Origin of the sequence: Streptomyces sp. Je 1-369 (assembly GCF_026810505.1) — a bacterium.
Classification (GTDB): domain Bacteria; phylum Actinomycetota; class Actinomycetes; order Streptomycetales; family Streptomycetaceae; genus Streptomyces.
This window is the reverse complement of sequence record NZ_CP101750.1, coordinates 1626763-1649750: the sequence shown is the minus strand read 5'-3', so window position 1 is coordinate 1649750 and position 22988 is coordinate 1626763. Positions and strand designations below refer to the sequence as shown.

Here is a 22988-nt window from a genome sequence, read left to right as displayed (position 1 = left end):
ATAGGCGCCCACGCCAGAAGCCGCCCACGCCAGAAGCCGCCCACGCCCGAAGGTAGCCTCGGGCTGTGACCTCCACCTTGATCTGGATCGCGGTAGCCCTCTTCGCGATCGGCCTGTACCTGAGCTGGACCGCCGGCCGACTCGACCGGCTGCACGCCCGGATCGACGCCGCACGCGCCGCCCTGGACGCCCAACTGCTGCGCCGCGCCTCGGTCGCCCAGGAACTGGCCACCTCCGGAGTGCTCGATCCGGCCGCGTCGATCGTGCTCTACGAAGCGGCGCACGCGGCCCGGCAGGCGGAGGAGGAGCACCGCGAGGTCGCCGAGAGCGAGCTCAGCCAGGCACTGCGCGCCATCTTCGGAGAGGTCCAGCAGGTCGAGGCCGTACGGGAGGCCCCCGGCGGCGACGAGGCGGCCACCGAGCTGGCCGCGTCCGTACGCCGGGTGCCGATGGCCCGCCGCTTTCACAACGACGCCGTACGCGCAGCCCGCGCGCTCCGCCGCCACCGCACGGTCCGCTGGTTCCGGCTCGCGGGCCACGCGCCCTTCCCGATGGCGTTCGAGATGGACGACGAGCCGCCGACGGCCCTGGCCGACCGCGCGACCGCCTGACGACGGGGTCCGCGCACGGCCGCAAACGGCGCTGACCAGGCACATCGCTTAAAAACGAGCCACCGCTCACCCATTGGCCCTTGCTGTGGCCTGCTCACCGGGCGTTTCCTCGGAGCTGCAGAAGCCGTCTCCAGCGAGTGAGGTCAACTCCGTGTCCAGCACCCCCTCCAGCAACAACCCGACGCCCGAGACCGGCACCGCGCGCGTCAAGCGCGGCATGGCCGAGCAGCTCAAGGGCGGCGTGATCATGGACGTCGTCAACGCCGAGCAGGCGAAGATAGCCGAGGACGCCGGCGCGGTCGCCGTCATGGCGCTGGAGCGGGTGCCCGCCGACATCCGCAAGGACGGCGGCGTGGCCCGGATGTCCGACCCGAACATGATCGAAGAGATCATCGAGGCCGTCTCGATCCCGGTCATGGCCAAGTCCCGCATCGGCCACTTCGTGGAGGCCCAGGTCCTGCAGTCCCTGGGCGTCGACTACATCGACGAGTCCGAGGTCCTCACCCCGGCCGACGAGGTCAACCACAGCGACAAGTTCGCCTTCACGACCCCGTTCGTGTGTGGCGCCACCAACCTGGGCGAGGCCCTGCGCCGCATCGCCGAGGGCGCCGCGATGATCCGCTCCAAGGGCGAGGCCGGCACCGGCAACGTCGTCGAGGCCGTCCGCCACCTGCGTCAGATCAAGAACGAGATCGCCAAGCTGCGCGGCTACGACAACAACGAGCTGTACGCCGCCGCCAAGGACCTCCGCGCCCCGTACGAGCTGGTCAAGGAGACCGCCGAGCTCGGCAAGCTCCCGGTGGTCCTCTTCTCCGCCGGTGGCGTCGCCACCCCTGCCGACGCCGCCCTGATGCGCCAGCTCGGTGCCGAGGGCGTCTTCGTCGGCTCCGGCATCTTCAAGTCCGGCGACCCGGCCCGCCGCGCCGCCGCCATCGTGAAGGCCACGACGTTCTTCGACGACCCGAAGATCATCGCCGACGCCTCCCGCAACCTCGGCGAGGCCATGGTCGGCATCAACTGCGACACCCTGCCGGAGACCGAGCGCTACGCGAACCGGGGCTGGTGATGACCACTCCTGTAGTGGGCGTCCTCGCCCTCCAGGGGGACGTACGGGAGCACCTGATCGCCCTGGCCTCGGCGGACGCCGTGGCCAGGCCGGTCCGGCGCCCCGAGGAGCTCGCCGAGGTCGACGGCCTGGTCATCCCCGGCGGTGAGTCCACCACCATCTCCAAGCTGGCCACTCTCTTCGGTGTCATGGAGCCCCTCCGCGCGCGCGTGCGGGACGGCATGCCGGTCTACGGCAGCTGCGCGGGCATGATCATGCTCGCCGACAAGATCCTCGACCCGCGCTCGGGCCAGGAGACGGTGGGCGGCATCGACATGATCGTGCGGCGCAACGCGTTCGGGCGGCAGAACGAGTCGTTCGAGGCGGCCGTCGACGTCCGGGGCGTCGAAGGAGCCCCCGTGGAGGGCGTCTTCATCCGTGCCCCCTGGGTGGAGTCCGTCGGTGCCGAGGTCGACGTGCTCGCCGAGCACGAGGGCCACATCGTCGCCGTACGCCAGGGGAATGCCCTCGCCACGTCGTTCCACCCCGAGCTGACGGGCGACCACCGGATCCACGCGCTGTTCGTGGAGATGGCGCGGGGTAACCCGCGGGCGGGATCCTAGTAGGATCTCCGGGGATCCCCCCGGGGCCTTAACCTCTGGGAGAGTTCGTACTGGTTGTTGGGTAACGCGAAGGAGACAGGCAGATGTCCGGCCACTCTAAATGGGCTACGACGAAGCACAAGAAGGCCGTGATCGACGCCAAGCGCGGCAAGCTCTTCGCGAAGATGATCAAGAACATCGAGGTCGCGGCCCGCACGGGCGGCGCCGACGTGTCGGGTAACCCGACCCTCTTCGACGCCATCCAGAAGGCCAAGAAGAGCTCGGTCCCGAACAAGAACATCGACTCCGCCGTCAAGCGTGGTGCCGGCCTCGAAGCCGGTGGCGCCGACTACGAGACGATCATGTACGAGGGCTACGGCCCGAACGGCGTCGCGGTGCTCATCGAGTGCCTCACCGACAACCGCAACCGCGCCGCCTCCGACGTGCGCGTCGCCATGACGCGCAACGGCGGCTCGATGGCCGACCCGGGCTCCGTCTCGTACCTCTTCAACCGCAAGGGCGTCGTCATCGTCCCCAAGGGCGAGCTGTCCGAGGACGACGTCCTGGGCGCGGTCCTTGACGCGGGCGCCGAAGAGGTCAACGACCTCGGCGAGTCCTTCGAGGTGCTCTCCGAGGCCACCGACATGGTCGCGGTCCGCACCGCGCTCCAGGACGCCGGCATCGAGTACGACTCGGCGGACGCCAACTTCGTCCCGACCATGCAGGTCGAACTGGACGAGGACGGCGCCCGGAAGATCTTCAAGCTGATCGACGCCCTGGAGGACAGCGACGACGTGCAGAACGTCTTCGCCAACTTCGACGTCTCCGACGAGGTCATGGCGAAGGTCGACGCGTAGGTATTCGCTCGCGCAGTTCCCCGCGCCCCCCTGGGGCGTGCGATGGGCCGACGGGACACGCCCCGTCGGCCCATCGCGTTGTCAGAGGGACCCGATAGCCTGCACGGACAGGCGATTGGAGGGGCTACGTGCGCGTGTTGGGGGTCGACCCGGGGCTGACCCGGTGCGGTGTGGGAGTCGTCGAAGGCGTCGCGGGACGGCCGCTGACCATGCGCGGCGTCGGAGTCGTGCGGACCCCGGCCGACGCCGAGTTGGGGCACCGGCTCGTCGCCATCGAGCGCGGCATCGAGCAGTGGCTCGACGAGCACGAGCCGGAAGTCGTCGCCGTGGAGCGGGTCTTCAGCCAGCACAACGTCCGTACGGTCATGGGCACCGCCCAGGCCAGCGCCGTAGCCATGCTCTGCGCGTCGCGCCGCGGCATCCCCGTCGCCCTGCACACCCCCAGCGAGGTCAAGGCCGCCGTCACCGGCAGCGGCCGCGCCGACAAGGCACAGGTCGGCGCGATGGTCACCCGCCTCCTCAGGCTCGACGCACCGCCCAGACCCGCGGACGCCGCGGACGCCCTCGCCCTGGCCATCTGCCACATCTGGCGTGCCCCCGCGCAGCACCGCCTGCAGCAGGCCGTCGCCCAGAACCGCCTCCAGCAGGCCGTGGCCGCACACGCGGCCAGGACCCCGAAGACACAGACGGCACAGACAGCACAAACAGCACAGAAAGGCCGTACCGCATGATCGCCTTCGTCAGCGGCCCCGTCGCCGCCCTCGCCCCCGATGCCGCGGTGGTCGAGGTGGGCGGCATCGGCATGGCCGTCCAGTGCACGCCGAACACGCTCTCCACCCTCCGCGTCGGCCAGCAGGCCAAGCTCGCCACCTCCCTGGTCGTGCGCGAGGACTCCCTGACCCTCTACGGCTTCGCGGACGACGACGAGCGCCAGACCTTCGAGCTGCTGCAGACCGCGAGCGGCGTCGGCCCGCGCCTCGCCCAGGCCATGCTCGCCGTGCACAGCCCCGACGCCCTGCGCCGAGCGGTCTCCACCGGCGACGAGAAGGCACTCACCGCCGTCCCCGGCATCGGCAAGAAGGGCGCCCAGAAGCTCCTCCTGGAGTACAAGGACCGCCTCGGCGAGCCCCTCGGCACCGGCGGCCCCGCGATCGGCAAGGCCGTCACCGCGGGCTGGCGCGACCAGCTGCACGCGGCCCTGATCGGCCTCGGGTACGCCACGCGCGAGGCCGACGAAGCCGTTGTCGCCGTCACCCCCCAGGCCGAGGCGACGGAAGGCACCCCGCAGGTCGGCCAGCTCCTGAAGGCCGCACTCCAGACCCTGAACCGCACCCGCTGACACCGCATCCCGCATCCCGCACCCGCTGACACCGCGCACCCCACCCGTCAGCTCCCCCCGACGGCCACCCCCGGAACCGACCGCATCGCGAGGCACACCGCATGAACTGGGACGACCCCACCCACGACGCCGCCGAAGCCGCCGACGCGGCCGAGCGGCTCGTCGGTGCGTCCGCCGACGGCGAGGACCAGGCGGTCGAGGCCGCCCTGCGCCCCAAGGACCTGGGCGAGTTCATCGGCCAGGAGAAGGTCCGCGAACAGCTCGACCTCGTCCTGCGTGCGGCCCGCGCGCGCGGCGCCACCGCCGACCACGTGCTGCTCTCCGGAGCCCCCGGCCTCGGCAAAACGACCCTATCGATGATCATCGCCGCCGAGATGGGCGCCCCCATCCGCATCACCAGTGGCCCCGCCATCCAGCACGCGGGCGACCTGGCCGCGATCCTCTCCTCCCTCCAGGAGGGAGAGGTGCTCTTCCTGGACGAGATCCACCGGATGTCACGGCCCGCCGAGGAAATGCTCTACATGGCCATGGAGGACTTCCGCGTCGACGTCATCGTCGGCAAGGGCCCCGGCGCCACCGCCATCCCCCTCGAACTGCCCCCGTTCACGCTCGTCGGCGCCACCACGCGCGCGGGACTGCTCCCGCCGCCGCTCCGCGACCGCTTCGGGTTCACCGCGCACATGGAGTTCTACGAACCCGCCGAGCTGGAGCGCGTCGTCCACCGCTCCGCCCAGCTGCTCGACGTGGAGATCGACCCGCGGGGCGCCGCTGAGATCGCGGGCCGCTCGCGCGGCACGCCCCGTATCGCCAACCGCCTGCTGCGCCGCGTCAGGGACTATGCGCAGGTGAAGGCCGACGGCTCGATCACCCAGGACATCGCAGGCGCGGCCCTCGCTGTCTACGAGGTGGACGAGCGCGGCCTCGACCGCCTCGACCGCGCCGTCCTGGAGGCCTTGCTCAAGCTGTTCGGCGGCGGTCCCGTCGGCCTGTCGACGCTCGCGGTCGCCGTGGGGGAGGAGCGCGAGACGGTCGAGGAGGTGGCGGAGCCCTTCCTCGTACGGGAGGGACTGCTGGCCCGCACCCCGCGCGGCCGTGTCGCGACGCCCGCGGCATGGGCGCACCTCGGCCTGGTGCCTCCGCGGCAGGCGGGCGGAAAGGGACAACAGGACCTGTTCGGGACGTGATATCGGCGAGACAGCGCCGCGGCCGGAGAACAACGGCGCGGAGAGTCGACCCCCCAGGAACTGCGGTGCCATGCTGAGCGTTGTTCGTTAGGTGCGGACTCGCTTAGACTCCGCCGATGCCGCCCTTATGGGCGGCGTGCCCACCCCCATCCCCATGGCCGCTTACCTGCGCGGTCTGCGAAGGAAACTCCGTCCCGTGAATATCGTGACCCTCCTCCCGTTCATCGTGCTCATCGGGGCCATGTTCCTGATGACCCGCTCGGCCAAGAAGAAGCAGCAGGCCGCCGCGACGATGCGTAACGAGATGCAGCCCGGCACCGGCATCCGCACGATCGGTGGCATGTACGCCACCGTCAAGGAGGTTCACGACGAAGCCGTCCTCCTTGAGGTGGCCCCCGGTGTCCACGCGGTCTACGCGAAGAACTCGATCGGCGCCGTCCTCGACGACGACGAGTACAACCGCATCGTGCACGGCACCGAGGACGACCTGAACGAGGACGCCCCCGTCGTCCCGGACGACGCCTCCTCCCTCACCGAGAAGACCGACGAGCCCGCCGCCACTTCCGACGACTCGCCCATCGACCTCGGCAAGAAGGACGCGGCCGCCGGGGCCGACGACGCGGAGCCGAAGAAGACCGACGGCGAGTCCGACGCGAAGTAGTCACGACCGGGGTTGGTGGGGCGCGCCGCTCGCGCACCACGGGCCCCGGACCACGTGCATTTCGCGCCGAATCTCGACACCACTTCATGGCCGCCCGCCCGGGCTCCCGCACTGCAGGGGGGCAGACCGGAGTCCGGGCGGTTGGACAGGGAGAACGAGAAGGTGGCAGCACCGAAGAAGGGCCGAAGGCAGAGCGCCCCGGGTAAGCCGGGACGCTCGCTGGTCTTCATCCTGATTGCCCTCGTGGCGCTGACCGGGGGAATGTTCCTTTCCGGACACACCACGCCGCGCCTGGGCATCGACCTCGCCGGCGGCACGAGCATCACGCTCGAGGCGAAGAACGAGCCGGGCCAGAAGAACGCGATCAACCCGGACAACATGAACACCGCGGTTGACATCATCAACAACCGTGTCAACGGGCTGGGTGTCTCCGAGGCCGAGGTTCAGACCCAGGGCGAGAAGAACATCATCGTCAACATCCCCAAGGGTTCGAACGAGAAGCAGGCGCGCGAGCAGGTCGGTACGACCGCTCAGCTCTACTTCCGCCCGGTGATCACGCAGGCCCCCGGTCAGCCCACGCCGGAGCCGTCCACCAGCCCCTCGTCCGGGACGGACAAGGAAAAGGGCAAGGACAAGGACAAGGACAAGGCGACCGACAAGGCCACCGACAAGGGGACGGACAAGGCGACCTCCCCGAGCGGCAATCCGACCTCTCAGGGCCGCGCCGTCAGCGAGGCCCTGAAGGACGATCCGACGCCGTCCGCCTCGGACAAGGCCAAGGACGAGGGCAAGAAGGACGAGACGCCCAAGCCCGACCCGGCCACCGCCAAGCTCCAGGAGCAGTTCACCAAGCTGGACTGCACCGACAAGAAGGCACGCGCCGCGGCCGGCCGCGGCATCAAGCCCTCCGACCCCACCATCGCGTGCGGCAAGAGCCCCGACGGCAAGACCTGGGACAAGTTCATCCTGGCCCCGGCCGAGCTGAACGGTAAGGACGTCGACGACGCCAAGGCGGCCATCCAGCAGCAGTCCGGTGCCTGGGTCGTCAACATGGAGTTCACCAAGGGCGGCGCCAAGAAGTTCGCGAAGACCACCGGCAAGCTGTCGCAGCAGCAGCCCCCGCAGAACCAGTTCGCGATCGTCCTCGACGGCGAAGTGGCCTCGGCCCCCAGCGTCCGTACGGCGCTGAGCACCAACGCCGAGATCTCCGGCAGCTTCAACCAGGACTCCGCCAAGGACCTGGCGAACATCCTGTCGTACGGCGCCCTGCCGCTGACCTTCCACGAGCAGAGCGTCACCACGGTCAGCCCGGCCCTCGGCGGCGAGCAGCTCAAGGCGGGTCTGATCGCGGGTGCCATCGGTCTCGCGCTCGTCATCATCTACCTGGTGGCCTACTACCGCGGCCTCTCGCTCATCGCCATCGCGAGCCTCCTGGTCTCCGCGGCGCTGACGTACACGATCATGACGCTGCTCGGCCCGACCATTAAGTTCGCGCTCAACCTGCCCGCGGTGTGTGGTGCGATCGTCGCCATCGGTATCACCGCGGACTCGTTCATCGTGTTCTTCGAACGCGTGCGGGACGAGATCCGTGAGGGCCGCACGCTGCGACCCGCCGTCGAGCGGGGCTGGCCGCGCGCCCGGCGCACCATCCTGGTCTCCGACTTCGTGTCGTTCCTCGCCGCCGCCGTCCTCTTCGTCGTCACCGTCGGCAAGGTGCAGGGCTTCGCGTTCACGCTCGGCCTGACCACACTGCTCGACGTCGTCGTGGTGTTCTTCTTCACCAAGCCGCTGATGACACTGATGGCGCGCAAGAAGTTCTTCGCGAGCGGCCACAAGTGGTCCGGTCTCGACCCGAAGCGGCTCGGCGCCAAGCCGCCGCTGCGCCGGTCGCGCCGCACCACCGCACCCACCGCCGGCCCTGTCGACCCGAAGGAGGCGTGAGATGTCGAAGCTCGGCAATCTCGGCGCCAGGCTCTACCGCGGTGAGGTCGGCTACGACTTCGTCGGCAAGCGCAAGATCTGGTACGGCATCTCGATACTGATCACCATCACGGCCATCGTCGGCCTGGCGGTGCGCGGCCTGAACATGGGCATCGAGTTCGAGGGCGGCGCCGTCTTCAACACCCCGAAGACCAGCGTCTCGGTCTCCCAGGCCGAGGAGGCCGCGGAGAAGGCGTCCGGCCACGACGCGATCGTCCAGAAGCTGGGTGACGACAAGCTCCGCATCCAGATCGCGGGCGTCGACATCAAGAAGTCCGACCAGATCAAGAACGCGCTGGCCGAGGACCTGGACGTCAAGGCCGGCGACATCGACGCCGACCTCGTCGGCCCCAGCTGGGGCGACCAGATCGCCAACAAGGCCTGGCAGGGCCTGGCGATCTTCATGGTCCTCGTCGTGATCTACCTGGCCATCGCCTTCGAGTGGCGCATGGCCCTGGCGGCCCTGATCGCGCTGATCCACGACATCACCATCACCGTGGGTGTGTACGCGCTGGTCGGCTTCGAGGTCACCCCGGGCACGGTGATCGGTCTGCTGACCATTCTCGGTTACTCGCTCTACGACACGGTGGTGGTCTTCGACAGCTTGAAGGAGCAGTCGAAGGACATCACCAAGCAGACGAGGTACACGTACAGCGAACTCGCCAACCGCAGCATCAACGGCACCCTGGTGCGTTCCATCAACACCACGGTCGTCGCGCTGCTCCCGGTGGCGGGCCTGCTGTTCATCGGTGGTGGCGCCCTGGGTGCCGGCATGCTGAACGACATCTCGCTGTCGCTGTTCGTCGGCCTCGCGGCCGGTGCGTACTCCTCGATCTTCATCGCCACGCCGCTCGTCGCCGACTTCAAGGAGCGCGAGCCGCAGATGAAGGCCCTCAAGAAGCGGGTGCTCGCCAAGCGCGCGGCGGCCGCGGCCAAGGGCGAGTCCGCGGAGGCGCCGGAGTCCTTCGCCGACGAGGAGCCGGAGGACGACATCGAGTCCGGTGACGCCGCCCCGGCCGTCGTCGGTCCCCGCAGCCAGCCCGCGTCGCGCAACCGCGGCCGTGGCCGGCCCTCGGGGAAGCGCCGATGACCGAGCTCGCAGGCGTCACGGAGCTGCTGCTCAGCCGCATCCGTGACGTCCCGGACTACCCGAAGCCGGGCGTGGTGTTCAAGGACATCACGCCACTCCTCGCCGATCCGGCCGCGTTCGCGGCGCTCACGGAGACGCTGGCGGACCTCAGCGTGCGGCACGGCGCCACGAAGATCGTCGGCCTGGAGGCCCGCGGCTTCATCCTCGGCGCCCCCGTAGCGCTCCGCGCGGGCCTCGGCTTCATCCCCGTACGCAAGGCGGGCAAGCTCCCCGGGGCGACGCTCCGGCAGAGCTACGACCTGGAGTACGGCAGCGCCGAGATCGAGGTGCACGCCGAGGACCTGGCCGCGGGCGACCGCGTCATGGTCATCGACGACGTCCTCGCCACCGGCGGCACCGCGGCGGCCTCGCTGGACCTGGTCCGGCGCTCGGGCGCCGAGGTGGCGGGAGTCGCGGTCCTCATGGAGCTCGGCTTCCTCGACGGCCGGCGCAGGCTGGAGCAGGCGCTGGGTGGGGCGCCGCTGGAGGCGTTGATCACCGTCTGAGACGGCTCGCAGGACCGTACGACGGGCGTTCCGGTACCCACCGGGACGCCCGTCGTCGTTTCGGCCGGATCCCGCTCTGGACGGTTCCGGGGGAATCCGCCGTACGTCCCTCGCGTTCCTCCAGTACAGAGCCGTCTCACCAGCCCAAGGCGAGCCGACGGCCCAGGATCGATACCATGGACTCTTCGGGGCCTGTCCGGGGGACCCCGATCGCGCACAGGGAGCGCTCTTGCCAGACGAGTCCCAGCCACTCACCGCCGCCAAGGCCGCCCAGCAGGGCAAGGAGGCCTCGGCCGGATCGGTGGCGCCCGCGAAGAAGGCCGCGGGCGCGCAGGGCGGCACGTCCGCACAGCGCGCCCAGGGAGAGGTCTCCCGCGGCGACAAGCCGGCCGAGCAGCCCCGCCCGAAGCCGCCCGCGGACCACCACCCGACGGCTCCGGCGATCCGGCCCGCCACCGGGCAGCCCGCGCGGTCCGGCTCCTCCAACCGCGTGCGGGCCCGGCTCGCCCGGCTCGGCGTCCAGCGCTCGAACCCGTACAACCCGGTCCTGGAGCCCCTGCTGCGCATAGTGCGCAGCAACGATCCCAAGATCGAGACGTCGACGCTCCGCCAGATCGAGCGGGCCTACCAGGTCGCCGAACGCTGGCACCGCGGCCAGAAGCGCAAGAGCGGCGACCCGTACATCACGCACCCCCTCGCCGTGACGACCATCCTCGCCGAGCTCGGCATGGACCCGGCCACCCTGATGGCCGGACTCCTGCACGACACCGTCGAGGACACCGAGTACGGCCTGGACACCCTCAAGCGCGACTTCGGCGACCAGGTCGCCCTGCTCGTCGACGGCGTCACCAAGCTGGACAAGGTCAAGTTCGGCGAGGCCGCGCAGGCCGAGACCGTGCGCAAGATGGTCGTCGCCATGGCCAAGGACCCCCGCGTCCTGGTCATCAAGCTCGCCGACCGCCTGCACAACATGCGCACGATGCGGTACCTCAAGCGCGAGAAGCAGGAGAAGAAGGCCCGCGAGACCCTGGAGATCTACGCTCCGCTGGCGCACCGCCTGGGCATGAACACCATCAAGTGGGAGCTGGAGGACCTCGCCTTCGCGATCCTCTACCCCAAGATGTACGACGAGATCGTGCGGCTCGTCGCCGAGCGCGCGCCCAAGCGCGACGAGTACCTCGCCATAGTGACCGACGAGGTCCAGGCCGACCTGCGCGCCGCCCGCATCAAGGCGACCGTCACAGGGCGCCCGAAGCACTACTACAGCGTCTACCAGAAGATGATCGTCCGCGGCCGTGACTTCGCGGAGATCTACGACCTGGTGGGGATTCGTGTACTTGTCGACACGGTCCGCGACTGCTACGCCGCCCTCGGCACCGTGCACGCGCGATGGAACCCGGTCCCCGGCCGGTTCAAGGACTACATCGCGATGCCGAAGTTCAACATGTACCAGTCGCTGCACACGACGGTCATCGGCCCCAACGGCAAGCCCGTCGAGCTCCAGATCCGTACGTTCGACATGCACCGCCGTGCCGAGTACGGCATCGCCGCGCACTGGAAGTACAAGCAGGAAGCCGTCGCCGGCGCCTCGAAGGTGCGCTCGGACGTGCCGAAGAAGGCCGGCGGCAAGGACGACCACCTCAACGACATGGCGTGGCTGCGCCAGCTCCTCGACTGGCAGAAGGAGACCGAGGACCCCAGCGAGTTCCTGGAGTCGCTGCGCTTCGACCTGTCGCGCAACGAGGTCTTCGTCTTCACGCCGAAGGGCGACGTCATAGCGCTTCCGGCGGGCGCCACCCCCGTCGACTTCTCGTACGCGGTGCACACCGAGGTCGGCCACCGCACCATAGGGGCGCGGGTCAACGGACGCCTCGTACCGCTCGAATCGACCCTGGACAACGGCGACCTGGTGGAGGTCTTCACCTCCAAGGCGGCGGGCGCGGGCCCGTCCCGCGACTGGCTCGGCTTCGTCAAGTCGCCGCGGGCGCGCAACAAGATCCGCGCGTGGTTCTCCAAGGAGCGCCGAGACGAGGCCATCGAGCAGGGCAAGGACGCCATCGCGCGCGCCATGCGCAAGCAGAACCTGCCGATCCAGCGGATCCTCACCGGCGACTCGCTGGTCACCCTCGCCCACGAGATGCGCTACCCCGACATCTCGTCGCTGTACGCGGCGATCGGCGAGGGCCACGTCACCGCGCAGTCCGTCGTGCAGAAGCTCGTCCAGGCGCTCGGCGGCGAGGAAGCCGCCAACGAGGACATCGCCGAGAGCGCGCCGCCGTCCCGCGGCCGCAGCAAGCGCCGCTCCAACGCGGACCCGGGCGTCGTCGTCAAGGGCGTCGACGACGTGTGGGTCAAGCTGGCCCGCTGCTGCACGCCCGTGCCCGGCGACCCCATCATCGGCTTCGTCACGCGCGGCAGTGGCGTATCGGTTCACCGCAGCGACTGCGTGAACGTCGACTCGCTCTCGCGCGAACCCGAGCGCATCCTCGAGGTCGAGTGGGCGCCCACCCAGTCCTCGGTCTTCCTGGTCGCCATCCAGGTCGAGGCACTGGACCGCTCGCGCCTCCTGTCGGACGTCACGCGCATCCTCTCGGACCAGCACGTGAACATCCTGTCGGCGGCCGTGCAGACCTCCCGCGACCGCGTCGCCACGTCCCGCTTCACCTTCGAGATGGGCGACCCGAAGCACCTCGGCCACGTACTCAAGGCCGTCAGGGGAGTCGAGGGCGTCTACGACGTCTACCGGGTCACCTCGGCGCGCAGACCCTGACTCCCGTCACTCATGGGTCCGCCCCCGGCGCTCTGCGCCGGGGGCGGACCCATGAGTGGTGCGGGCCGTGTCAGCCGCCGAACTCGTGCAGACCCTTGAGGGCCTGGTCGAGAAGCGCCTGGCGTCCGTCAAGTTCCTTCTGGAGCTTGTCGGCCCTGGCGTTGTTGCCCGCGGTGCGGGCCTTCTCGATCTGCTCCGTCAGCTTGTCCACCGCGGCCTGCAGCTGCCCCGTCAGGCCCGCGGCCCGAGCCCGTGCCTCCGGGTTCGTCCGGCGCCACTCGGCCTCCTCGGACTCCTGCAGCGCCCGCTCCACGGCGTGCATCCGGCCCTCGACCTTCGGCCGTGCGTCACGCGGGACGTGGCCGATGGCCTCCCACCGCTCGTTGATGGCACGGAACGCGGCACGGGCCGACTTGAGTTCCGTCACCGGGACGAGCTTCTCCGCCTCGGCGGCCAGCTCCTCCTTCAGCTTCAGGTTCTCGCCCTGCTCCGCGTCACGCTCCGCGAAGACCGCGCTGCGCGCCGCGAAGAACACGTCCTGGGCGCCGCGGAAGCGGTTCCACAGATCGTCCTCGTGCTCGCGCTGGGCACGGCCCGCGGCCTTCCAGTCGGCCATCAGCTCGCGGTACCGCGCGGCCGTCGGGCCCCAGTCCGTCGACTTCGACAGGGCCTCGGCCTCGCCGACCAGCTTCTCCTTGGCCTTGCGGGCATCCTCACGCTGCGCGTCGAGCGACGCGAAGTGCGCCTTGCGGCGCTTGGAGAACGCCGAGCGGGCGTGCGAGAAGCGGTGCCACAGTTCGTCGTCCGACTTGCGGTCGAGCCGCGGCAGCCCCTTCCAGGTGTCCACCAGGGCCCGCAGCCGCTCACCGGCCGCCCGCCACTGCTCGCTCTGGGCCAGCTCCTCGGCCTCGACGACCAGCGCCTCCTTGGCGTGCCGCGCCTCGTCGGACTGCTTGGCCTTCTGGACCTTGCGCTCCTCGCGGCGCGCCTCGACGCTCTCCACGAGCTTGTCGAGCCGCTTGCCCAGGGCGTCCAGATCGCCGACCGCGTGCGCCTCGTCGACCTGCTGACGCAGGTGATCGATGGCGGTCATGGCGTCCTTGGCCGACAGGTCGGTGGTCTTGACCCGGCGCTCGAGAAGTCCGATCTCGACGACCAGACCGTCGTACTTGCGCTCGAAGTAGGCGAGGGCCTCATCCGGAGATCCTGCCTGCCACGAACCGACCACTCGCTCGCCGCCGTCGGCCGTACGCACGTACACGGTCCCCGTCTCGTCGACGCGGCCCCACGGGTCGCTGCTCACAGCGCCTCCTCCACATGATGCCTGCGCAGGGCCTCGGGGCCCCCGGCATCGTCCACAGTTTCGTCTCCGCCAACATAGGCGACCGGCGGGGCGGCTGTCCGCATCCCGCACGACCGAAGTTTGCCTGGCGGCGCTCAGGATTTAGTGACGGTGGCCTTGTCGATGACGACGTTCGCGTTCGGGGCGCCGTCGCCCCGCCCGGTGCTCTCACCCGCGGCGGCGATCTTCTTCAGGACCTTCATCCCCGAATCGGAAATGGTCCCGAACGGTGTGTAGTCGGGCGGCAGCTGACTGTCCTGGTAGACGAGGAAGAACTGGCTGCCGCCACTGTTCCTGCCCTTCTTCGTCTGCGCGTTGTACTGGTTCGCCATCGCGACCGTGCCCGCCGGATACACCTTCCCCTTGAGGCGCTTGTCCTTGAGGTTCTCGTCCGGGATCTTGTAGCCCGGGGTGCCCGTGCCGTCGCCCTTCGGGTCGCCGCACTGCAGGACGTAGATGCCGCCCGTCGTCAGGCGGTGGCACTTGGTGTGGTCGAGATAGCCCTTCTTCGCCAGGAAAGCGAAGGAGTTGACCGTGTGCGGGGCCTTCGCCGCGTCCAGGTCGAGGGCGATGTCGCCGCACGTCGTCCTCAAGTCCATCGTGTAGTCGGCGGACTTGTCGACGGTGAGCGCGGGCTCCTTGTCGAAGGTCAGCGGCTTCACCTTGCCGGGCGCCGCCTTCGCGCACGGGTCCTTCGGCGCGCTGCTGGGCTGTGCGCTCGCGCCATCCTTGGTGCCGTCCCCGTCGAAGGCTCCCGCCGCGTACGACACGGCGCCGCCCGCCACGACCACGGCGAGGGCGCCCGCGATCACCGCGTTGCGCGCCCGTGCCCTGCGCCGCGCGGCCTCCCGCCGCTCCTGCTGGCGCACCATCTTCTCCCGGGCGAGCTGCTTGCGCCGCTGTTCCTGGCTGACCACCGGCTCTTCTCCCCTTCTCCCGCGCATGTCTCGGCATGCGCCGCGTAGTGCCCCGTACCGTATATGGGTTACCTGTGGAATCGGCAGCGCCGGTAGGCTCTGATCTGCCGCGTTCTCCCGCCGGGGGCCGCGGTCACCCGCCGCCGGACGACGAACGAAGGACGATCGTGCTCATTGCCGGGTTCCCCGCCGGGGCCTGGGGCACCAACTGCTACCTGGTCGCCCCCGCCGCAGGCGAGGAGTGCGTGATCATCGACCCGGGCCACCAGGCCGCCCAGGGAGTCGAGGACGCACTCAAGAAGCATCGGCTCAAGCCCGTCGCGGTCATCCTCACCCACGGCCACATCGACCACGTCGCGTCGGTCGTCCCGGTCTGCGGGGCGCACGACGTACCGGCGTGGATCCACCCCTCGGACCGGTACATGATGAGCGACCCCGAGAAGGCGCTCGGCCGCTCCATCGGGATGCCGCTCATGGGCGAGCTGACGGTGGGGGAGCCGGACGACGTGCGGGAGCTGTCCGACGGTGCGGGGCTGAAGCTGGCCGGGCTCGACTTCTCCGTCGCGCACGCGCCGGGCCATACGAAGGGGTCGGTGACCTTCCAGATGCCCGAGACGCAGGAGATCCCCTCGGTCTTCTTCTCGGGCGATCTGCTCTTCGCCGGCTCCATCGGACGCACCGACCTGCCCGGCGGCAGCCACACCGAGATCCTCGAATCGCTGGGCCGCGTGTGCCTGCCGCTCGACGACTCGACCGTGGTGCTGTCCGGCCACGGCCCCCAGACATCCATCGGCCAGGAGCGCGCCACCAACCCGTATCTGCGGCAGGTGGCCTCCGGCCTGGGCGCGGACCCCACGTCCGCCCCGCGACGAGGAATGTGACGAGAGAAAATCCGTGAGCACCTTCAAGGCCCCCAAGGGCACGTACGACCTGCTTCCGCCGGACTCCGCGAAGTTCCTCGCGGTCCGCGAGACCATCGCCGCGCCACTGCGCAACTCCGGCTACGGCTACATCGAGACGCCCGGCTTTGAGAACGTCGAGCTGTTCGCGCGCGGTGTCGGTGAGTCCACCGACATCGTCACCAAGGAGATGTACGCCTTCACGACCAAGGGCGGCGACGAGCTCGCCCTGCGCCCCGAAGGCACCGCCTCCGTGCTGCGCGCGGCCCTGGAGGGCAACCTCCACAAGGCGGGCAACCTCCCCGTCAAGCTCTGGTACTCGGGCTCCTACTACCGGTACGAGCGCCCCCAGAAGGGCCGCTACAGGCACTTCTCCCAGGTCGGCGCCGAGGCGATCGGCGCCGAGGACCCGGCGCTCGACGCCGAGCTGATCATCCTGGCCGACCAGGCGTACCGCGCCCTCGGCCTGCGGAACTTCCGCATCCTGCTGAACTCGCTCGGCGACAAGGAGTGCCGCCCCGTCTACCGTGCCGCGCTGCAGGAGTTCCTGCGCGGCCTGGACCTGGACGAGGAGACACGTCGACGCATCGACATCAACCCGCTGCGGGTCCTCGACGACAAGCGGGCCGACGTCCAGAAGCAGTTGGTGGGCGCGCCCTCGCTGCGCGACTACCTGTGCGACGCGTGCAAGGCGTACCACGAGCAGGTCCGCGAGCTCATCACGGCGGCGGGCGTCGCCTTCGAGGACGACGAGAAGCTCGTCCGCGGCCTGGACTACTACACCCGCACCACCTTCGAGTTCGTCCACGACGGCCTCGGCTCGCAGTCCGCGGTCGGCGGCGGCGGACGCTACGACGGCCTCTCCGAGATGATCGGCGGCCCCTCGCTGCCGTCGGTCGGCTGGGCGCTCGGCGTGGACCGCACGGTGCTCGCCCTGGAGGCGGAAGGCGTCGAGCTCGAACTGCCCGCGGCCACCAGCGTGTTCGCGGTGCCGCTCGGCGACGAGGCGCGCCGCGTCCTGTTCGCCAAGGTGACCGAGCTGCGCAAGGCGGGCGTCGCGGCGGACTTCTCGTACGGCGGGAAGGGTCTCAAGGGCGCGATGAAGAACGCCAACCGCAGCGGTGCGCGCTTCACCGTCGTCGCCGGTGAGCGTGACCTCGCCGAGGGCGTCGTCCAGCTCAAGGACATGGAGTCCGGGGAGCAGAGCGCCGTCGCGGTCGACGACGTCGTCGCGGTGCTCACGGCGAAGCTGGCGTAAGGCCTTCGCGCGCGGGGTCCGGAAACGGACCCCGCGATGCCGTTCCGGGGACGGACACACAGGTACGTACGGCACAATGTCCCTGCCCGCGGCCACCACAAGCGACGGAACGGCGTGATGAGCAAAACGATGTCAGCGAAGGACGGCGCCCTCGACCAGCGGGAGCGCACGGTCGCTTCCGGTTCCGTCGGCGGAAGCCGCGCGCTCGCCCTGCTCCTGGTGATCACCGGCGCGGGCGGTCTGCTCGCCTCGTGGATCATCACCCTCGACAAGTTCGAGCTCCTCAAGGACCCGAACTTCCAGCCGGGCTGCAGCATCAACCCCGTCGTCGCCTGCGGCAGCATCATGAAGAGCGAGCAGGCGGAGGCGTTCGGCTTCCCCAACCCGATGCTGGGCCTGGTCGCCTACGGCATCGTGATCTGCGTCGGCATGAGCCTCCTCGCAGGGGCCCGCTTCCCCCGCTGGTACTGGCTGACCTTCAACGCGGGCATGCTCTTCGGCGTCGGCTTCTGCACCTGGCTGATGATCCAGTCGCTCTACCACATCAACGCGCTCTGCCTCTGGTGCACGCTCGCCTGGATCATGACGCTCGTGATGTTCTGGTACGTCACCTCGTCCAACATCCGCGCCGGCTTCCTGCCCGCGCCCGCCTGGGCCAGGAGCTTCCTCGCGGACTTCACCTGGGCGCTGCCGGTGATGCACACCGGCGTCATCGCGATGCTGATCCTCACCCGCTGGGGCGCCGACCTCTGGGCCTGACCGGCTGCCCGGAAGGATTGTCAGTGGGGTGACATAGGGTTCTTGACGTGGAGCCCGATCTGTTCACCGCCGCAGCCGAAGACCGCCAGGAGAAGGACCCGTCCAGCAGCCCCCTGGCCGTCCGGATGCGCCCCCGCACCCTCGACGAGGTCGTCGGCCAGCAGCACCTGCTGAAGCCCGGCTCTCCGCTGCGCCGCCTCGTCGGCGAAGGCGGCGGAGGACCGGCCGGACCCTCCTCGGTGTTCCTGTGGGGCCCGCCCGGCATCGGCAAGACGACTCTGGCGTACGTGGTCTCCAAGGCCACCAACAAGCGCTTCGTCGAGCTCTCCGCGATCACCGCGGGCGTCAAGGAAGTGCGCGCCGTGATCGACGGCGCCCGCCGGGCGATGGGCGGCCACGGCAAGGAGACCGTCCTCTTCCTCGACGAGATCCACCGCTTCAGCAAGGCGCAGCAGGACTCCCTGCTGCCCGCCGTGGAGAACCGCTGGGTCACGCTGATCGCGGCGACCACCGAGAATCCGTACTTCTCGATCATCTCCCCGCTCCTGTCCCGCTCCCTGCTCCTCACCCTCGAACCGCTCACCGACGACGACCTGCGCGCTCTGCTGCGCCGGGCGCTCATCGACGAGCGGGGCCTGGCCGGCGCGGTCGAGCTGCCCGAGGAGGCGGAGGAGCATCTGCTGCGGATCGCCGGCGGCGACGCACGGCGCGTGCTCACCGCCCTGGAGGCGGGCGCGGGCTCGGCGCTCGCCAAGGGCGAGGAGGAGATCACCCTCCAGACCCTGGAGGAGTCGGTCGACCGGGCGGCGGTGAAGTACGACCGCGACGGCGACCAGCACTACGACGTGGCGAGTGCCCTCATCAAGTCCATCCGCGGCTCCGACGTGGACGCCGCCCTGCACTATCTGGCCCGCATGATCGAGGCGGGCGAGGACCCCCGCTTCATCGCGCGGCGCCTGATGATCTCCGCCAGCGAGGACATCGGCCTCGCCGACCCGACGGCCCTGCCCACCGCGGTCGCCGCCGCCCAGGCCGTCGCTATGATCGGCTTCCCGGAGGCCGCGCTCACCCTCAGCCACGCCACGATCGCGCTGGCCCTTGCCCCGAAGTCGAACGCGGCGACGATCGCGATCCAGCAGGCCCAGGCCGACGTCCGCGGTGGCCTCGCGGGCCCCGTCCCGCCCCACCTGCGCGACGGGCACTACAAGGGCGCCGCCAAGCTCGGCCACGCCCAGGGGTACGTATATCCGCACGACGTCCCCGGCGGCATCGCCACCCAGCAGTACGCACCGGACACCATCGCGGGCAAGCGGTACTACCAACCGACGAGGTACGGCGCGGAGGCGCGGTACGCCGACGTGGTCGAGCGGGTCCGCGCCCGCCTCAAGGGCGAGAAGACCGACGGCTGAGGCACCCCGCCACACCCGGTACACTTGCCACCAGTGCTGCGTCCCGTGCCGGTTTCGTACCGGCACCACCAGAACGGGACATCCAGCCGGAACCCCGCCGCCGCGAGGCGCGAGGGGATCCAGGAGCGTCGCGCACCGTCGAAGGTGTCGCGGGCAGCCCACCACCACCCGGAGCTCCGGGACCCGGTCGGTGGGCCACTCGCGTGCTGCACATAGTGCCCAGACCAGGGAGCGGCTGCCTCACGGCCCCACGGCTTTCGAGCCCACGGCCCGCGAGGTTTCCCAGGCTGCGGATGCGACCTCCCCTAACCACTGGTGAAGCCGATTTCACAATGAACAGAGAGGTTGGTTCATGCCGAACCAGTCCCGCCCCAAGGTCAAGAAGTCGCGTGCCCTCGGCATCGCGCTGACCCCGAAGGCCGTCAAGTACTTCGAGGCCCGTCCCTACCCGCCGGGCGAGCACGGCCGTGGGCGCAAGCAGAACTCGGACTACAAGGTCCGTCTGCTCGAGAAGCAGCGCCTGCGCGCGCAGTACGACCTCTCGGAGCGCCAGCTCGTCCGTGCCTACGAGCGTGCGTCCAAGACGCAGCTCAAGACCGGTGAGGCCCTGGTCATCGAGCTGGAGCGTCGTCTCGACGCCCTGGTTCTGCGTTCGGGCATCGCCCGCACGATCTACCAGGCCCGCCAGATGGTCGTGCACGGCCACATCGAGGTCAACGGCGGCAAGGTCGACAAGCCGTCGTTCCGCGTCCGTCCCGACGACGTCGTGATGGTCCGCGAGCGCAGCCGCGAGAAGCCGCTGTTCCAGGTTGCGCGCGAGGGTGGTTTCGCCCCCGACGGTGAGACCCCGCGCTACCTCCAGGTGAACCTGAAGGCCCTGGCCTTCCGCCTGGACCGCGACCCGAACCGCAAGGAGATCCCCGTGATCTGCGACGAGCAGCTCGTCGTCGAGTACTACGCCCGCTGACCCGGACGTAGCTCACCCTGCTGCAGCCCGTCGCCTCCCCGCCCTTCCTGGCGGGGCAGGCGGCGGGTTCGCTCGTTTCCGGGGCCGCTGCCCAGCGCCCGGGTGACCGCCGCGTCCAGGCCGAGCCCCGCACCCGCCCGCACGCACTCCTCGTACCGCACGTCGCCGAGCGCCTCGCGGGCCTGCCGCTCGCACATCAGATGCGGCCTGCCGAAGTGCGCCGAGCCGAACAGCGGCAGCCCCACCGAGGGCCAGATGCCCGCCGCGGCGCCCTGCAGCACCGCCGCCTCCGCCGGGTCGCCCTCCGCCGCGGTGAACAGCGCGATCAGCTCGATGGAGAGGACCGTGCCGAGCAGGTCGTGGAAGCGGTGGTCGAGGCGGAGCGCCTCGGTGAGCAGCTCCCGCGCCGTCCCCGCCTCGCCGCGGGTCCACGCCGCGAACCCGAGTACATAGAGGGCGTACGCGAGGGTCCAGCGCTCACCGTGGTCGTCGCAGACCCGGCGCACCTCCTCGCAGAGCTCCACCGCGACCGCGAGCTCCCCCCGGAAGGCCAGTGCCATGGCGAGCTCGGTCTGCCCCATGAGGACGTTGCTGTTGAGCTCGCCGATCTCCCGGTACCGCTCCAGCGCCGACCGCAGCAGCGTTTCCGCGCGCGGCAGGTCGTCCGTGACCAGGGCCAGACAGCCGATGCGGTGCTCCGCGTACGCCGCCGCGAGCGCGCTGTCCGTGCGCTCCGCGCCGTCACGGCACTCGTGCAGCGCGGCGAGCGCGGCGACCGTGTCGCCCTGCAGCACCGCCACATAGCCGAGCACCCACAGCGCCTTGAGGCGTGAGTCGTCGTGCCCGCCGTCGAGCTCCAGGGCCCGGTCGAGCCAGTGCCTGCCCTCCGCGAGACGGCCGCAGCCCGCCCAGTAGAACCAGAGCGTGCCGGCGAGGTACTGCCCCAGGTGCGCCTGGTCGCCCTCGGTCAGACAGAACTCCAGCGCGGCACGCAGATTGGGCAGTTCGAGGTCGACCAGGGCGGCGACCTCCGGCTGGCGCGGCGAGAACCAGTCCAGCTCGCACCAGGTGGCGAGCCCCATGTACCAGTCGCGGTGCCTGCGCCGCATCCGGCCGCTCTCACCCGCCGCCTCCAGCCAGTCGGCGCCGTACGCCCTGACCGTGTCGAGCATGCGGTAGCGCACGCCCGACGGGCCGTCCTCACGGTTCACGACGGACTGGGCGAGCAGCTCCTCCAGCACGTCGAGCACGTCGTCGGCGGGCAGCCCGTCCCCGGCGCAGATGTACTCGGCGGCCTCCAGGTCGAACTGCCCGGCGAACACCGACAGGCGCGACCACAGCAGCCGCTCCCGCGGCGCGCACAGCTCGTGGCTCCAGCCGATCGCCGTACGCAGCGTCTGATGCCGGGGCAGCGCGTCACGTCGTACGCCCGTCAGGAGCCGGAACCGGTCGTCGAGCCGGGCGAGCAGCTGCGCGGGCGACAGCGCCCGCAGCCGCCCCGCGGCCAGCTCCACCGCGAGCGGGATGCCGTCGAGACGGCGGCACAGCTCCATGACGTCCGTACGGTTGCCGTCGTCGAGGACGAAGCCGGGCAGTCCCGCCACCGCCCGGTCCGTGAAGAGCGCGGCCGCGTCCGGGCCCGGCATCGGTGCGAGCGGAAGGAGCCGCTCACCCTCGATCTCCAGCGGCCTGCGCCCCACCGCCAGCACCCGCAGGCCGGGGGAGTGCACGAGGAGGTCGCGTACCAGCGAGGCGCAGGCGTCGACAAGGAGCTCGAAACCGTCGACGACCAGGAGCAGTTCCCGCTCGGCGAGGTGCCCGAGCAGCACCTGGCGCGGCGGCCGCTTCGTATGGTCCGTCAGGCCCAGGGCGTCCACGACCGCGTGCTCGAGCAGCTCGGCGTCCCGCAGCGCCGTGAGGTCCACGAGCCAGGCGCCGTCGCGCAGTCCGCTCCGCCCCGCCGCCCGCACGGCGAGCCGCGACTTTCCGACGCCGCCGACCCCCGTCACCGTGACCAGCCGCCCCGCCTCCAAAGCCGTGGCGAGCTCGGCGAGTTCGGTGTCCCGCCCGACGAAGGCGTTCAGTTCCAGGGGAAGATTGCCGGGCGGAGAAGGTCGCATAAGCTACGGAGCGTACTCAGTCATACTCGTTCCGTACAAACACTTCGGACAACTCCTGGCAGCACGCGGACGAATGCGGTACGGAGCGACGCCCCCGGCGCGATAGGGTCGGGGGACGACTTTTCGATGTTCAGGGACGAAGTTCAGGGACGAGATCCAGGGAGCGGTGCCAAGTGTCCGGTGGAGAGGTTGCCGGGATTCTGGTGGCTGTCTTCTGGGCGATCCTGGTCTCCTTCCTCGCGGTGGCACTGGCGAGGCTGGCCCAGACGCTCAGGGCGACCACCAAGCTCGTCGCGGACGTGACCGAGCAGGCGGTCCCCCTCCTGGCCGACGCCTCCACCGCGGTGCGCACCGCGCAGACGCAGATCGACCGGGTCGACGCCATCGCCTCCGACGTCCAGGAGGTCACGTCGAACGCGTCGGCGCTCTCCACGACGGTCGCCTCGACGTTCGGCGGCCCGCTGGTCAAGGTCGCCGCGTTCGGCTACGGCGTGCGCAGGGCCATCAGCCGCAAGGCCGCCCCCGAAACAAAGGACATGCCCGCCAAGCCGTCCCGTCGTACGGTGATCGTGGGGCGCACCGTCCCCTCCGCGCGGCGGACCAAGCGGGCCAACCGGACCAAGAGGGACTGAC

General features: G+C 70.2%; 21 protein-coding genes. 18 read left to right on the top strand and 3 right to left on the bottom strand.

Features of this window, described 5'->3' with window-relative positions; genetic code table 11:
- Nucleotides 1–65 precede the first annotated feature (65 nt).
- From NOO62_RS07515 to NOO62_RS07460, 12 genes are all read left to right on the top strand, one after another.
- The gene (locus tag NOO62_RS07515) at nucleotides 66–611 is read left to right on the top strand and encodes a hypothetical protein (protein ID WP_268770126.1); all 546 of its coding nucleotides are present in this window, start codon (nucleotides 66–68) and stop codon (nucleotides 609–611) included.
- Nucleotides 612–762: 151 nt separating this feature from the next.
- Entirely contained in the window at nucleotides 763–1677 is a 915-nt protein-coding gene (pdxS, locus tag NOO62_RS07510; protein ID WP_268770125.1) for a pyridoxal 5'-phosphate synthase lyase subunit PdxS, read from the top strand.
- On the top strand, nucleotides 1677–2279 hold the full coding sequence (pdxT, locus tag NOO62_RS07505; protein WP_268770124.1) for a pyridoxal 5'-phosphate synthase glutaminase subunit PdxT: 603 nt from the start codon (nucleotides 1677–1679) through the stop codon (nucleotides 2277–2279). Before pdxS ends, pdxT begins: the two co-directional genes overlap by 1 nt.
- A gap of 83 nt (nucleotides 2280–2362) precedes the next feature.
- On the top strand, nucleotides 2363–3115 hold the full coding sequence (locus NOO62_RS07500; protein WP_268770123.1) for a YebC/PmpR family DNA-binding transcriptional regulator: 753 nt from the start codon (nucleotides 2363–2365) through the stop codon (nucleotides 3113–3115).
- A 128-nt stretch (nucleotides 3116–3243) separates the two neighbouring features.
- A complete protein-coding gene (ruvC, locus tag NOO62_RS07495; protein ID WP_268770122.1) occupies nucleotides 3244–3846 on the top strand; it encodes a crossover junction endodeoxyribonuclease RuvC in 603 nt (200 codons plus the stop codon).
- The gene (gene ruvA, locus NOO62_RS07490) at nucleotides 3843–4454 is read left to right on the top strand and encodes a Holliday junction branch migration protein RuvA (RefSeq protein ID WP_268770121.1); all 612 of its coding nucleotides are present in this window, start codon (nucleotides 3843–3845) and stop codon (nucleotides 4452–4454) included. Before ruvC ends, ruvA begins: the two co-directional genes overlap by 4 nt.
- Before the next feature lie 101 nt (nucleotides 4455–4555).
- A complete protein-coding gene (gene ruvB, locus NOO62_RS07485; protein ID WP_268770120.1) occupies nucleotides 4556–5638 on the top strand; it encodes a Holliday junction branch migration DNA helicase RuvB in 1083 nt (360 codons plus the stop codon).
- A 196-nt stretch (nucleotides 5639–5834) separates the two neighbouring features.
- Nucleotides 5835–6299, top strand: a complete 465-nt coding sequence (gene yajC, locus NOO62_RS07480; protein WP_268770119.1) for a preprotein translocase subunit YajC — start codon at nucleotides 5835–5837, stop codon at nucleotides 6297–6299.
- Between the two features lie 162 nt (nucleotides 6300–6461).
- Nucleotides 6462–8240 (top strand): protein translocase subunit SecD, encoded by a 1779-nt coding sequence (gene secD / locus NOO62_RS07475; protein ID WP_268770118.1) that lies wholly within the window; start codon nucleotides 6462–6464, stop codon nucleotides 8238–8240.
- A 1-nt stretch (nucleotide 8241) separates the two neighbouring features.
- Nucleotides 8242–9369 (top strand): protein translocase subunit SecF, encoded by a 1128-nt coding sequence (gene secF / locus NOO62_RS07470; RefSeq protein ID WP_268770117.1) that lies wholly within the window; start codon nucleotides 8242–8244, stop codon nucleotides 9367–9369.
- Complete coding sequence (locus NOO62_RS07465; protein ID WP_268770116.1) at nucleotides 9366–9914, top strand: adenine phosphoribosyltransferase; 549 nt, start codon at nucleotides 9366–9368, stop codon at nucleotides 9912–9914. Before secF ends, NOO62_RS07465 begins: the two co-directional genes overlap by 4 nt.
- A gap of 229 nt (nucleotides 9915–10143) precedes the next feature.
- Nucleotides 10144–12684, top strand: coding sequence for a RelA/SpoT family protein (locus NOO62_RS07460; protein WP_268770115.1), 2541 nt, complete (start codon nucleotides 10144–10146; stop codon nucleotides 12682–12684).
- Between the two features lie 70 nt (nucleotides 12685–12754).
- Here NOO62_RS07460 and NOO62_RS07455 read toward each other — a convergent pair whose 3' ends face one another.
- Both NOO62_RS07455 and NOO62_RS07450 read right to left on the bottom strand, forming a co-directional pair.
- Nucleotides 12755–13987 (bottom strand): DUF349 domain-containing protein, encoded by a 1233-nt coding sequence (locus tag NOO62_RS07455; RefSeq protein WP_268770114.1) that lies wholly within the window; start codon nucleotides 13985–13987, stop codon nucleotides 12755–12757.
- Nucleotides 13988–14121: 134 nt separating this feature from the next.
- Entirely contained in the window at nucleotides 14122–14943 is an 822-nt protein-coding gene (locus tag NOO62_RS07450; protein WP_268770113.1) for a peptidylprolyl isomerase, read from the bottom strand.
- Between the two features lie 167 nt (nucleotides 14944–15110).
- On the opposite strand from NOO62_RS07450, the gene NOO62_RS07445 reads away from it, so the two are divergent.
- The 5 genes from NOO62_RS07445 to rpsD all read left to right on the top strand — a co-directional run bounded on the left by NOO62_RS07445 (nucleotide 15111) and on the right by rpsD (nucleotide 20235).
- The gene (locus tag NOO62_RS07445; RefSeq protein WP_268770112.1) at nucleotides 15111–15824 is read left to right on the top strand and encodes an MBL fold metallo-hydrolase; all 714 of its coding nucleotides are present in this window, start codon (nucleotides 15111–15113) and stop codon (nucleotides 15822–15824) included.
- A gap of 13 nt (nucleotides 15825–15837) precedes the next feature.
- Complete coding sequence (gene hisS / locus NOO62_RS07440; RefSeq protein ID WP_268770111.1) at nucleotides 15838–17100, top strand: histidine--tRNA ligase; 1263 nt, start codon at nucleotides 15838–15840, stop codon at nucleotides 17098–17100.
- A gap of 129 nt (nucleotides 17101–17229) precedes the next feature.
- Nucleotides 17230–17859: a vitamin K epoxide reductase family protein gene (locus NOO62_RS07435; protein ID WP_268770110.1), complete on the top strand. Its 630-nt coding sequence runs from the start codon at nucleotides 17230–17232 to the stop codon at nucleotides 17857–17859.
- Nucleotides 17860–17906: 47 nt separating this feature from the next.
- Complete coding sequence (locus NOO62_RS07430; protein ID WP_268770109.1) at nucleotides 17907–19268, top strand: replication-associated recombination protein A; 1362 nt, start codon at nucleotides 17907–17909, stop codon at nucleotides 19266–19268.
- A 352-nt stretch (nucleotides 19269–19620) separates the two neighbouring features.
- The gene (rpsD, locus tag NOO62_RS07425) at nucleotides 19621–20235 is read left to right on the top strand and encodes a 30S ribosomal protein S4 (protein ID WP_055543665.1); all 615 of its coding nucleotides are present in this window, start codon (nucleotides 19621–19623) and stop codon (nucleotides 20233–20235) included.
- On the opposite strand, the gene NOO62_RS07420 is transcribed toward rpsD, so the two are convergent.
- Nucleotides 20223–22355, bottom strand: coding sequence for an ATP-binding protein (locus tag NOO62_RS07420; RefSeq protein WP_268770108.1), 2133 nt, complete (start codon nucleotides 22353–22355; stop codon nucleotides 20223–20225). The genes rpsD and NOO62_RS07420 overlap by 13 nt on opposite strands.
- Nucleotides 22356–22528: 173 nt before the next feature.
- On the opposite strand from NOO62_RS07420, the gene NOO62_RS07415 reads away from it, so the two are divergent.
- Nucleotides 22529–22987: a DUF948 domain-containing protein gene (locus tag NOO62_RS07415; RefSeq protein WP_268770107.1), complete on the top strand. Its 459-nt coding sequence runs from the start codon at nucleotides 22529–22531 to the stop codon at nucleotides 22985–22987.
- The last annotated feature ends 1 nt before the right edge of the window (nucleotide 22988 follow it).

What these genes read in the sequence shown, in the direction of transcription:
- pdxT (WP_268770124.1), top strand. Translation starts at nt 1,677, where the DNA reads ATGACCACTCCTGTAGTGGGCGTCCTCGCCCTCCAGGGGGACGTACGG.
- NOO62_RS07500 (WP_268770123.1), top strand. Translation starts at nt 2,363, where the DNA reads ATGTCCGGCCACTCTAAATGGGCTACGACGAAGCACAAGAAGGCCGTG.
- ruvA (WP_268770121.1), top strand. Translation starts at nt 3,843, where the DNA reads ATGATCGCCTTCGTCAGCGGCCCCGTCGCCGCCCTCGCCCCCGATGCC.
- ruvB (WP_268770120.1), top strand. Translation starts at nt 4,556, where the DNA reads ATGAACTGGGACGACCCCACCCACGACGCCGCCGAAGCCGCCGACGCG.
- secF (WP_268770117.1), top strand. Translation starts at nt 8,242, where the DNA reads ATGTCGAAGCTCGGCAATCTCGGCGCCAGGCTCTACCGCGGTGAGGTC.
- NOO62_RS07465 (WP_268770116.1), top strand. Translation starts at nt 9,366, where the DNA reads ATGACCGAGCTCGCAGGCGTCACGGAGCTGCTGCTCAGCCGCATCCGT.
- NOO62_RS07435 (WP_268770110.1), top strand. Translation starts at nt 17,230, where the DNA reads ATGTCAGCGAAGGACGGCGCCCTCGACCAGCGGGAGCGCACGGTCGCT.
- rpsD (WP_055543665.1), top strand. Translation starts at nt 19,621, where the DNA reads ATGCCGAACCAGTCCCGCCCCAAGGTCAAGAAGTCGCGTGCCCTCGGC.
- NOO62_RS07420 (WP_268770108.1), bottom strand. Translation starts at nt 22,355, where the DNA reads ATGCGACCTTCTCCGCCCGGCAATCTTCCCCTGGAACTGAACGCCTTC.